This is a genomic window from Candidatus Gracilibacteria bacterium, from assembly GCA_041658685.1.
Lineage (GTDB): Bacteria > Patescibacteriota > Gracilibacteria > UBA1369 > UBA12473 > JBAZZS01.
In genome coordinates this window covers 1-12528 of sequence record JBAZZS010000003.1, presented here as the reverse complement: position 1 = coordinate 12528, position 12528 = coordinate 1, and the positions used below count along the sequence as shown (strand labels likewise).

The window sequence follows — 12528 nt, the reverse complement described above, 5'->3', positions numbered from 1 at the left end:
AAATTAGAAATGATGAATTTTGAATAAAAACACTACGGGCCTGATCAAAGCACGAAACACGAAAAAATTCAACTCAAAAAGGGCCCCCTAAGGAACCCTTTTTATCATCATCTGAAGAAAGCTATTTTGGTTTTTCTATTTTCTTAAAAAGAGTAATAACCGAAGGTTTATTCGTACTTCCCGGTTTAACCTCAATAACTTCGCCTGTTTCAGGGTCAATGAATTTCCCCTCTACATTTGTTCTTACAAACCCTCCCTTTTTATCAATAGCAGCCACTCTCAATTGAGCCGCGCCAAATAAAGTCCGAACAAGTTGGGCATCCTCAGGAGAAACCCATGTATAACGACCCGGCGCAGGACTCGGGGCCGGGACATCATAGGGAGTGACATTTTTCATAATGTGAAACGTTTGCCCTTGATAGCCAAACTCATAATAATTTGTTTTTTCCGTAAAATGATCTAAAACAACAGAGGCTTCTGGTAATACGGATTCTGAATCATCAAAATGAACTGGCCGCTCAAGGTCCTCATCTTCACCCTTGTCATCTACTGCCTCTGGAACATCTTTTGGTTCACCTTCAATCAAAATCGGCGCTTCTTCATCTAATCCTCCTTCTTCCGCTTTTTCTTCTTTCTCAGACAAAGCAGGATTATCAAGCTCCACAGAGCCTTCACCTAAATCTGCAACTAGTTTTTTTAATTCTTTTTCTCTATTTTTACGAGCCTCTTCTTTTTCCAGTTCTTGTCTTAACTTATCATTAGACATTTCAAGATTCTCAGAAAGGCTTTTTTGAGCTTTTGCCCACAACATTTTCTTAATTAAGCGTGCTGTTTGAATAGGTGTAGCGGAAGCAGGAATGTTAACCTTGGCCATAGGAAGCGCCTCCCCGAAACTTAAATCAAGCTTTTTCCCATTCACCTTCAAATAAACATGCAAAAATCCATAATAAGAATTACCCGATAAACCCAGAGATTGAAAAGCAACTTGCTCCCCAACAAGATAATCCTTTAAGGGCGAATACGTGTTAATGATTTCAAGACTTTGTTCTTTCAATTGAGAGATATCTTGTAAAAGCCCATCTTCAACAATTAAATTTTCATTTTCCCGTTCCAGCCATTGAGGCAACGCATCCTTAACTTTTTGAAAAAGATCCGCATCTCTGGAAAATTGTGCGTCTGTCCCTTCTTCAATAAGCTCTGTTGATGAAACAACGACGGATAAAGCAAGAGAGCGAGCCTCCCCGTTCACATTTAAGTTAACCGTATAATTTCCTTTATAATCGGACCCCTCTCGCGCTACGGTCAATCCTCCCGTTGACGAACGATAAGCGGTAAAAGGTTGTTTGCTGTAACCGGTAAGAATACTCATACATTCACCTTCTAATTTGAGCATCCGAACATAAGAAGATTCCTTAAGCTCTTCAGCCTTGGGTTCTTCGGCCTTGGGCTCTTCAGCCTTGGGTTCTTCAGCCTTGGGCTCTTCAGCCTTGGGCTCTTCGACCTTGGGCTCTTCGACCTTGGGCTCTTCAGCCTTGGGTTCTTCAGCCTTGGGCTCTTCAGCCTTGGGCTCTTCGGCCTTGGGCTCTTCGACTTTGGGATCTTCGACTTTGGGATCTTCGACTTTGGGATCTTCGACTTTGGGATCTTCGACTTTGGGATCTTCGACTTTGAGATCTTCGACTTTGAGATCTTCGACTTTGAGATCTTCGACTTTGGGATCTTCGACTTTGGGTTCTTCGACTTTGGGTTCTTCGACTTTGGGTTCTTCGACTTTGGGTTCTTCGACTTTGGGTTCTTCGACTTTTACAGAAAAATTCCTCCCCACTAAATCATCCAATAAAATGATCAAATTCTCGGTTAAAGCCTTTTTCTTTGCCTCGGGTTTCTCCGGTGTTTCATTATAAAAAAGATCCAATTTACTACTCTTATAACCATAATCTAAAAGATCTTGCGTATTTAAATTTTCATTCGAAACCGCAAGTTCAACAACCACCTTTTTGCCTCCTTTTCCGAGCTCGATCTTTCGATCCCAATAATTATTTCCGGAAAAACCCCAATCCAATCCAAATGAAGAATAAGATTTCGGCAATTGATCTTTCAAGTCTTCCCAATCTTTATTTAATTTTTCAATAACTAAAGGACTTCGATTAATGCCTTCCGGAGCTTTCGCAGCTACTTTTTCGCCCGGTTTCACTCCCTCCTCATCTGGATCCTTCCGCCCGGCAGTCACGGTTCCGGAAAGCACAGCCTTTGACACCCTCGTGGCAGGGGGAAAAAGATAAGAATCCATCCCGCGTTGAACCTCGCCTTTGTCATTGGTTACGCGAAGTTTCCAACGTTGAGTGCTTGCTTCTTTGTAAACTTCAACATATTCATCTCTCTTCACCAAATCGATGTTGGGCATTTTTTCTTTATTCTGAAGATAATCCAAACAATAAAACATCACTTGTCTGGGCGTTCGTTTACCCAAGGCCTCGGCATTGCCTTTTTTCGCCTGAGTAAAAGCCTCCAAAATCGCCTGACTCACCGGCATCCCTTTAAGATCGGACGCTTTCTTTTTTAAAGAATAATTCAATGAAGGATTCGCAATATCATCCCACGCTTTTTTAGCCAAAGACTCAAGAGAAGCCTTGCTCAAATCTCCGGCAAGCGCCTCTTTGGTGGATTTATAAACCTTACTGCGATCTTGCGCGGTCATACCAACATATTTTTCTTTCGGCACATAAAATTCACCGGAAGGAGTACTTCGAGCACTAAGATCGTCGGAAGGCATATTTCAAGATGTTAAATTTTATTTTTGAAACCGCCAAACAGCGATTTTCGTGAAATTATAACATAAAGGAAGCTAAAAAGCAACTCGCTTCCGCCACGATTTCCTTCTACAATACCCCCAATGAAAAAACTCACTCTCCTCCTCGAAGATGGCACCGCTCTCCCCGGCGAATCATTTGGGGCGGACACCGAAACCTCAGGCGAAGTCGTATTTAACACCGGCATGGTGGGCTATCCCGAAAGTTTCACAGACCCCTCCTACACCGGTCAAATCTTAGTCCTCACTTACCCGCTCATCGGCAATTATGGCGTGCCTGGCTCGTCAAAAAACGCTCACAAGCTCGAGAAACACTTCGAAAGCGACCGCATTCGCATCTCCGGAGCTGTAGTCGCAAACTATTCGGAAAATTTCAATCATTGGGAAGCAAAACAATCGCTCGGAGACTGGCTCACATCGCAAAACATTCCCGCCATCACCGATATCGACACCCGCACTCTCACGCAAAAAATTCGCAGCAAAGGCGCCATGCTCGGCGTCCTCACCAAGCACCCGGAACAATTCTTCGATTCTCGTGGAAAAATAATTCTCGAAAAATTCTACGACCCAAACAAAGAAAATCTCGTGGCAAAAGTCAGCGTAAAACGCCCGATCACTTACCGCACGCACACAGCGCAGCGAAGTGCGCTCTTCCCTTCTTCTTCCCCTCATTTTCCACAACCAAAGCATCCCAAACACATCATTCTCGTGGATTGCGGAATGAAACTCAATATTTTACGAAGTTTTCTCGAGCGTGACATCAGCGTCACGCGCGTACCGTGGAACTACAACCCCTGGAAAAAGGATCCCAAAGCCAAATTTGATGGCATCTTTTTCTCCAACGGCCCCGGCGATCCGGCACGCCTTCCCGAAATCGTTGAAACCATGAAAGAAGCCTTCCGACGAAAAATCCCCACGTTCGGCATCTGTCTAGGCTCACAAATCATGGGCATTGCCGCAGGAGGAACCACCTTCAAACTCAAATTCGGTCACCGCTCACAAAATCAACCCTGCATCGATCTTGAAACCAAACGTTGTTACATCACCTCCCAAAATCATGGCTACGCCGTGGACCCAAAATCCATGAACAAAGACTGGAAAGTCTGGCTCCAGAACGCCAACGACCAAACCGTGGAAGGCATCAAACACAAATCTCTTCCCTTCTCCTCCGTTCAATTTCATCCCGAATCCACTCCCGGACCCACCGACACCATCGGCTTATTCGACCAATTCATCGCCCAATTATAATGTTCATCGCCCTCGACACCGAAACCACCGGCTTGGATCCCAAAAACGATCGCCTCATCGAAATCGCAGCTCTTAAAATCGACGAAAACGGAACCGTGCTCGACACGTTTCACACGTTGATCAACCCCGGCATCGCGCTTTCGGAATTCATCAAAAACCTCACCGGCATCCAAGACGAAGATCTCCGCACCGCCCCTGCGATCGAATCCGTAAAAAACGACCTCATCGCCTTTATCGGCGATGCGCCCATCCTCGGCCATTCGGTTCAATTCGACATCGATTTTTTTGTCGCCAACGGAATTCCGGTCTCAGGCGCCGTGTTCGACACCCTTCATTTGTCGCAAACGCTCCTGCCTCACGAGGCTTCCTACAGCCTGGAAATTTTAAGCGAAAAATACAAACTTCTTCACGAAAGCAAACACCGCGCCCTGGACGACGTGAAAGCCACCATCGCGTTATTTCAATTTTTAAAAGAAAAAATTACAAAAATTCCGGAAACGATGATTCCGCAGATGCAAGCCATTTTAGAGAAAAGTGGATGGGCTTGGCGAGAAATATTTAAAGAAAATTTCGGAAAAAATCCAAGCAACGAAACGCACACTGACTCGGCCCAAAAAACAATTCCTCCCGATGATCAAAAACGGCTCACTCCGACCCATCTCGCGCTTAAAGATTTACTGCGTGAAAAACTCGAACAAAACCAAAGCGCCATCATCGAAGCTCCTTTTTACAATCCCATCGACCTCGTCATTGCCGCGGCCGAAGCCGTGGAATCCACAGGCGAAAAAGTTCTCATCGCCACCGACGCCCTCAATCAAATCGACCCCGACGCCCGCGTCTCGCACCTTCACGCCCCGGGAAAATATCTCTGTACCACGGCTCTTAAAACCTTACTCGAAAAACCGCAATTCACGGACGCCGAAACCCGCACCCTTCTCAAAATCATCCTCTGGCAAGACCAAATCCACGAAGGCGCCAAACACGAAATCACACTTTGCGATGACGAAGAAAACGTATGGCTCGAACTTTCGGCTTACAGCCATCTTCTCCCCAATCCTTGCACAGATCCCGATTGTTTTTATGCCCGCGCTCTTGAAAAAGCGCACCGTGCCCCGGTTCTTCTCATTTCCCCGGATCTCCTCCTTGAAAACGTGATCGAACAAGAACGTCTCATCCCCCAACGCAACGCCCTCATTTTTGATAAAATTGAAAATTTCGAACTCGCAACGCTCGATCTTTTCACGCGCTATTTTCACTCTGAAAAATTCCTGAGACTCGCGGATAAAACCCAAAACGAAGCCCTCAAAAATCGCCTCATGATTCTCTTCGGACTCATTGGAATTTTATTTGAAAAATACGCAGCCCATAACGACTACACGCCCAAGCTCATCCTCAGCAACGAACTCACGGGCGCGAAAGAATGGCAAGATTTGGAAAGCAATTTGCAAAATCTTGAGGAACTTTTAAGTGAGCCCCATCAAACCCCCTCGGTCCCGCTCATTCTACTGCGACTTAATTTTGAAAAACTTAAAAAAGCACTCTCTTTAAAACCCACCATGCTCACATGGATTCAACTCAAAGAAGACGGCTCACCCATGATCCGATCCTGCCCCACTCAAATCACAGAATTGGTTCAACAAAAAATATGGAGCCGATACAAAACTCAACTTTTTGTCAGCGGATTCGCCACGATTCAAGGCTCTTTTTCCTTGATGAAAACCAACAACGCGCTTTCTCCGGATTTGGAGGAAATCCAACTCCCGCCCGCGTCTTCCGGAAAACTCACATTCCCTCAACTCCATCTCTATCCTGAACTCCCAACCCCCAATTCTCCCAAAAATTTAAGCGCCTCATTGAGCACGATCAAAAACATTTTCCTGGGAAAAATTGGTGAACCCGGCGCGATTTTCATCCTCGCCAATTCCAACCAAGCCACCGAACAATTTCACGACGGCATGGCCGGATTTTGCAAATCGCAAGGCCGCATTTTACTCGGGCAAAACGTCACCGGCGGCATCGGAAAAATCATTCAACGCTTTGAACACGAAGCTGAAAAATGCGTACTCATCGGCACCGAACGTCTCTTCCAAGCCGCACTCAAAAGCGAAAAAAGCACAGCCATTAAAACCTTCCTTTTATTACGTTTGCCGTTTTATCCCGCGTCTCACCCCTTGCACGAAAAAATGGCGGCTCAACTTCAAAACAGCTTCATGGGATACAGCCTGCCGCGCGCCATGATCCTCTTCAAAAAACATCTCTACCGCCTCCTCGAACACACGTCGGTCGAAGACATCCACATCCTGGACCCGCGCTTCGAACACTATGACCGCAAATTTCTCATGGCCTTGCCCAAAGGGGTGAAGCTTTAAATTACCCCCCCCATTTCTTCATGAACGAAACATTCAAAAATCTGTTAATCGCATTTAGCCTCACTCTTTTTGCAGGATTATCCACCGGACTGGGAAGCCTCATTGCAATCTTTGCAAAACGAACCAATACAAAATTTCTTTCCGTAGCGCTCGGATTTTCCGCGGGAGTGATGATCTACGTCTCTTTTATGGAAATTCTACCCACCTCAAGACTTTGCTTTGCAGAGGAAGTCAATGAAACCCTTGGGGGGTGGGTCAGCTTATTGGCCTTTTTCATAGGAATATTTATCGTTGCCATAATAGATAAAATTTTACCTGCATTTGAAAACCCGCATGAAATACACAAAATAGAAGAGATGGAGGACAAAAATTTAGCTAAAAAATACCGAAGACTTTTCAAGATGGGAATTTTGACGGCCATGATTATAGCCATTCATAATTTCCCCGAAGGAATCGCTACTTTTTTCAGCGCATTAAAAGACATAAAACTGGGCATCATCATCGCTTTGGCTATCGCCATTCATAACATTCCGGAAGGTATCGCGATTTCCATTCCTATTTTTTACGCAACCGGCAGCCGCAAAAAGGCATTTTTATATTCTTTATTATCCGGGATGGCGGAACCCATAGGCGGACTCCTGGGTTACTTTATTCTCTCTTCCATTTTCGGGGGGATAGCCTTTGGGATCACCTTTGGAGCCGTTGCCGGAATCATGGTTTTTATCTCACTCGACCAACTTTTACCCACCGCACAAAAATACGGAGAACACCATCTTGCGATGTACGGGCTCATCGGAGGAATGGCAACCATGGCCATGAGTTTATTATTGCTCCAGTAAAGACGAGCTTACATCAAATACTTGCATTTATCATGCAAAAAGCATACAATTAGATTGTTTTTAATATAGTTTAACAACACAAGCATGGCAAAAGCTGTACAAATTAGAATAGACGATCAACTCAAAAAAGACGCTGATTTTATTTTGGAAGACATTGGGCTGGATATGCCCACCGCAATCCGTTTATTTTTAAAAAAACTGGTTTTACTAAAATCAATTCCCTTCGAACTCAAAAGCGAAAAAACTATCAACGGATTTACTCCTGACTTCGAAGAAGAAATTCTAAAAGCTTCTTCTCAAAAAGACCAAATCGGCCCTTTTAAAACCGCAAAAGAAGCCATCAAAGCCCTTAAACGCTTAACAAAAAAAACAAAAGCATAAAATACTTCAATTCGTTACATACTTTGTCATGGTAAGCCTATTTTTTTGTCGTGGTGAGCCTGTCGAACCACACCTTCAAGGACAAACCTATTCTTAAGGTCATACTTCGACCGTTCGACAGGCTCACGGCAGGCTGAGCTCAGTATGACAAATAAAATATCAAACGTTATTCGTTCTTAAAAAATTGAGAATAATTTTTCGATAAATTTTTTAACTTTTTAAAATTCTCATCAATCAAAGCTTGTTTCTTTTCACGTCGCCATTTCTTGATTTGTTTTTCACGAATAATGGCCTCTTTAATATCCCCAAATTCCTCATAATAAACCAATGTTAAGGGCTTCCTAGTGCAAGTGTATCCATTCAAATCATCACTTTCAAAATGCTCATTCATGCGACGATCCAAATGATTCGTAACTCCAGTATAAAAAGAATTATCCGAACATCTCAAAATATAAACCCAGTATGTTTTTCTCATGCAAGTATTATACTCCAACCTTTTGCCATGGTGAGCTTTTTTATGTCGTCCTGAGCCTGTCGAAGGACACATTCAAGGACAAACCTCTTCTTGAGGTCACACTTCGACAGGCTCAGTGTGACATTCCAACTCAGTGTGACGCCTAAAGCCCCTCTCTCAGACTCTCAATTTCATCCCTCAATTCCGCGGCTTTTTCAAATTCCATATTCTGCGACGCCAAATCCATTTCCGCCTCCAAAGACTCAACAAGTCGGCTGATTTCGCTCTTGGGAATCTTGCGTTTGTCGTAATGACGAACCTGTTTTTTGGCCGCATCTTGACGATGAAGCATTAAATCTTTCACGGCTTTTACAATCGTTTCCGGCGTAATGCCATGCTTAGTATTGTACTCACGCTGAATCGTACGACGACGGTCGGTTTCATCAATCGCCTGTTTCATGGCATCCGTAATTTTATCGCCATACATGATCACCCGACCATTCACATTGCGCGCTGCACGACCAATGGTTTGAATGAGCGCCGTAGCAGACCGCAAAAATCCTTGTTTATCCGCATCCAAAATTCCAATCAATGAAACCTCGGGCAAGTCGAGTCCCTCACGCAGCAAGTTGATTCCCACCAACACATCAAATTTTCCCAATCGAAAATCGCGCAAAATTTCCACACGCTCGAGCGTATCCACATCCGAGTGCAAATAGCGAACCGCAATGCCTTTTTCCGTCAAAAAATCGGTCAGCGTTTCTGAGGCCCGTTTGGTCAAAGTCGTGACAAGGGTTCGTTCTTTTTGAACCGTGCGTTTCTTAATTTCCTCGAGTAAATCCGGGACTTGACCCTCGGTCGGACGCACTTCAATTTCGGGATCCAACAAACCGGTCGGACGAATGACTTGTTCGGCAATCGATTCTTTTGGCGTGTGCTCGTACTCGTATTTGGACGGCGTGGCGGAAACAAAAATCACCTGCTTCATATAATTTTCAAACTCCTCAAACTTGAGCGGTCGATTGTCGTGCGCAGACGGGAGACGAAATCCATACTCCACCAAGGTCTGTTTGCGACTGAAATTCCCGTTGTACATGGCCCCGATTTGGGGAACCGTCATGTGCGATTCATCAATCACCATCAAAAAATCATCCGGAAAATAATCGAGTAATGTGGCGGACGGCTGGCCGGGCTTAAGGTCATTCAAATAGCGCGTGTAATTTTCAACACCCGGGCAATACCCGGTTTCGATCAAAATTTCGAGATCGTATTCGGTCTTGGTGCGCAGGCGTTGCGCCTCAATCATGCGCCCGCTTTTTTGCAATTCCTCCACGCGAACCTCAAGGTCTGCGCGAATTTGCTGAACCGATTTCTCAATACGCTCCTTGGTTGTGATGGCGTGTTTGGCCGGAAAAAGTCGAATGGATTCCATTTCATGTTGAAGCTCCCCGGTGAACGCGTCCACCTCGGAAATTCGCTCAATTTCATCTCCAAAAAACTCCAACCGATACGCAAAATCCTGGCCCGGCGGCAAAATCTCCACCGTATCGCCAAGCACGTGAAACATGCCGGGTTTAAAATCCATAGCCGCGCGCGTGTACAACAAATCCGTGAGCCGACGAAGCAAACGGTCGCGCGGAATGCTGTCCCCGGCCTTAATTTCAATACTGAGATCCAGGTATTCGCTCGGAGAACCGAGGCCGTAAATACAAGAAACCGAAGCCACAATAATCACATCGCGCCGCGTGAGAAGATGCATGGTTGCCGCATGACGAAACTTATCGATTTCCTCATTGATGGCCGCGTCTTTTTCAATGTACGTATCTGTGTGTGGGTTGTACGCCTCAGGCTGATAATAGTCGTAATACGAAACAAAATAATGCACGGAATTGTTCGGAAAAAATTCCCGAAACTCAGAGCAAAGTTGAGCGGCAAGGGTTTTATTGTGCGCGATCACGATGGTGGGACGCTGAACCTCGGCAATGACTTTCGCGATGGTCATGGTGTTATGCACATACATTCCGCCAAATCCGGCCAAAAAAGTCTCATTGTCTTCCACTGAAAAATCATAAACGTATTTTTCTTTGGAAAGATATTTTTTAGAAAATTCAACCGGCGTCCAATACGATTTTGTTAAAAGTTTTAAGCTCAAAATATCCTCGGATTCCCCATGGGGCCATTGTTCTAAAAATCGTCTCAAAGCCTGTTGTGAAATCTGCCGTTTCCCTTGCTCAATCATACCTATTGCAGCACGTCCCAATCCCGCATAACAAGCCATTTGCCGCTGGAATAAGCTATATTTTTCGCGAAGGCGTTTCAAAAAGACACCTGCACCGGGAGCCAAATCCACATTGGTATTCTCGCAAGAAACCCTCTTTAAAAGACGCTCCAATTTGCAAGTTTTTCGCCCCAAAGAAAATCCAATATTTTCAGAAAAACATTTAAGCGAAGACTGTCCGGAAATTGTGATTTGATAATACCAATTCCCCGGATTCGTTGAATTGGTGGCACGTTGCCAACGTTTTTTCAACCGACCCCAAATGCCAAATCGATTCAACGCATACAAAAGTTGTGAAGCCAATTTCTCACTCGCCGTCGTACATTTCACGTCATTTTTATCCACCCATCCGTCTCCGGTAAAATACATATTCAACAACAAGCCCAACTGTTCCAACGAAAGTTCCGTCCAAAAATCCGGCAATTGTTTTTTAAAAGCACCATGACCGGCAATCGTCCTAAAAAATACAGCGAAAGTCTTATCATTCACATAAAAATCTCCATCTGTTTTTCTCCGGCCATAAGAAAACTTCATTCGATCTAAAATCCCTGAAATTTGCCGAACCAATTCTTCTTCACGAACCGACAAACAAACACTACGAGACGTTGTGCATCCTTCAGCGATGAATAAACCAAGCAATTTCAAAAAATCCGACGTAACGGGAAGATCCAAAAGGAATGAAGTGGGCGAATGCAAAGAACCAAGAACTCCGTGACCATTCCTCCCTCCCATAAAACGGGAATATGCGGCCGCAGACAATCGTTCTCTTCCGGAATTCACAGCGCTAAATTTCTCAGCTCGCGGACGCAACAAAGCTCCATGTAAATTTCTTCTCGCGGCATTTTCCCCAACTGCCAAAACCATTTCTTTTAAATCTTGTTGCGCTTCCACAAAAAGATCCTCACGTTCCAAATAACGCAACAAATCTATTGTTTTTAAATCTTTTTGAGGAGCCAAAGACTCCAGGCAACGAGGCAAAGGAATACAATCATTTTTCGTAAGCGCTTCGGTGCGAGTTAACACCAATTGCCCCTTACGCAAAACCCAAAAATTATGATCTCCTGTTACTTGAACTTTTCTCCCGCATCGAGTTTCAACTTCATACAAATAAGCAGGTGAAAGATGACGTTGATAAGCGGTGATACGCTTAATTTCAGACTGTCCGGTATTTGGATTGATGCTAGCTGCATAAAGGAGTTCCGGACAAAAAGTATCAAAAGCAATTTCAACATCATCTCGATCTCGAACAACATGTTTGGATTGATGAATCATATGATCCACGACTTCCCCGATGGAAGACTCAAAAGATTCGTATTGGCCTTGTCGTAAACGATAAAGCCAAACATTGGAATCCGCGACAAGGCTTTTTCCTGTTCCCGTGGCTCCCAATAACGTCTGATGGCGCTGGCCTTTTTTAAGTCCATCCACAAGTTGAGCAATGGCACGCGGTTGATCCCCTTTTGGAGTAAAATCGGAAACAAATTGAAAAAGTTGCTCCGGTTTATCACTGCTTTGAACGCCATGCATAGAAGCTTCGCGGGTCGTTGAGACTTCCTCGCCGAGAATCTTCTTATCATTCTGAGTCTGTTGTTTTTTCTTAGGGGGCATAATTTTTCAAAGACATATTAAAAAACTCACGTAAAAGGAAGTATAACGTGGAATAAATAAAAAATTAAGAGAGAATTTTAAAAACCCACTTAAAAATTACATCTTAAAATTATATTCGGAATACTATTCCTTCCTAAAGCCTGAATTAATGAATCCCTTTGCTGACGCGAATTATTTGCAAAAGATCTATCATTAATTAATCCCAATTCTTGAGCCCGTAGATAAGCACGGGAAACAACTCCCTTATAATGCCTAAGGGGATCCGGACTAGACACAATAAATTGATTTGTGGGAGCAGGAGGCACGGGTTCATTAAGAATCGTAACCACAGCGGCAATTCTCTCTAAACGAGGAGAGGTCCTAGTCAAAGACTCTGGCTCTAAAGAAGTGGAAGAAGCACTGGTTAATCGCGACGAAGGCGCCGCTACAGGCGCTGGCGGGGTCGGTCTCGGAGCCGGTTGTGTAGGCGCTGGCGCTGGCGGGGTCGGTCTCGGAGCCGGTTGTGTAGGCGCTGGCGCTGGCGGGGTCGGTCTCGGAGCCGG

At 44.6% G+C, this 12528-nt stretch carries 8 protein-coding genes; 5 read left to right on the top strand and 3 right to left on the bottom strand.

Annotation, left to right across the window (positions count from 1 at the left end):
* Nucleotides 1–121: 121 nt before the first annotated feature.
* Nucleotides 122–2773, bottom strand: a complete 2652-nt coding sequence (locus tag WC882_04490) for a hypothetical protein (GenBank protein MFA5842892.1) — start codon at nucleotides 2771–2773, stop codon at nucleotides 122–124.
* 120 nt (nucleotides 2774–2893) lie between these two features.
* Between WC882_04490 and carA the strand changes: the two genes are divergently transcribed.
* The 4 genes from carA to WC882_04470 all read left to right on the top strand — a co-directional run bounded on the left by carA (nucleotide 2894) and on the right by WC882_04470 (nucleotide 7646).
* Nucleotides 2894–4057 (top strand): glutamine-hydrolyzing carbamoyl-phosphate synthase small subunit, encoded by a 1164-nt coding sequence (gene carA / locus WC882_04485; protein ID MFA5842891.1) that lies wholly within the window; start codon nucleotides 2894–2896, stop codon nucleotides 4055–4057.
* Nucleotides 4057–6426: an exonuclease domain-containing protein gene (locus WC882_04480; GenBank protein MFA5842890.1), complete on the top strand. Its 2370-nt coding sequence runs from the start codon at nucleotides 4057–4059 to the stop codon at nucleotides 6424–6426. Before carA ends, WC882_04480 begins: the two co-directional genes overlap by 1 nt.
* Nucleotides 6427–6446: 20 nt before the next feature.
* Complete coding sequence (gene zupT, locus WC882_04475) at nucleotides 6447–7265, top strand: zinc transporter ZupT (protein ID MFA5842889.1); 819 nt, start codon at nucleotides 6447–6449, stop codon at nucleotides 7263–7265.
* Nucleotides 7266–7349: 84 nt separating this feature from the next.
* Complete coding sequence (locus tag WC882_04470) at nucleotides 7350–7646, top strand: type II toxin-antitoxin system RelB/DinJ family antitoxin (protein ID MFA5842888.1); 297 nt, start codon at nucleotides 7350–7352, stop codon at nucleotides 7644–7646.
* A gap of 166 nt (nucleotides 7647–7812) precedes the next feature.
* On the opposite strand, the gene WC882_04465 is transcribed toward WC882_04470, so the two are convergent.
* Nucleotides 7813–8121 (bottom strand): GIY-YIG nuclease family protein, encoded by a 309-nt coding sequence (locus WC882_04465; GenBank protein MFA5842887.1) that lies wholly within the window; start codon nucleotides 8119–8121, stop codon nucleotides 7813–7815.
* A 142-nt stretch (nucleotides 8122–8263) separates the two neighbouring features.
* Nucleotides 8264–11650, bottom strand: coding sequence for an excinuclease ABC subunit UvrB (gene uvrB, locus WC882_04460; GenBank protein ID MFA5842886.1), 3387 nt, complete (start codon nucleotides 11648–11650; stop codon nucleotides 8264–8266).
* A gap of 624 nt (nucleotides 11651–12274) precedes the next feature.
* Here uvrB and WC882_04455 point away from each other — a divergent pair.
* The coding region (locus WC882_04455; protein ID MFA5842885.1) for a hypothetical protein at nucleotides 12275–12528 on the top strand (254 nt) is incomplete at its 3' end.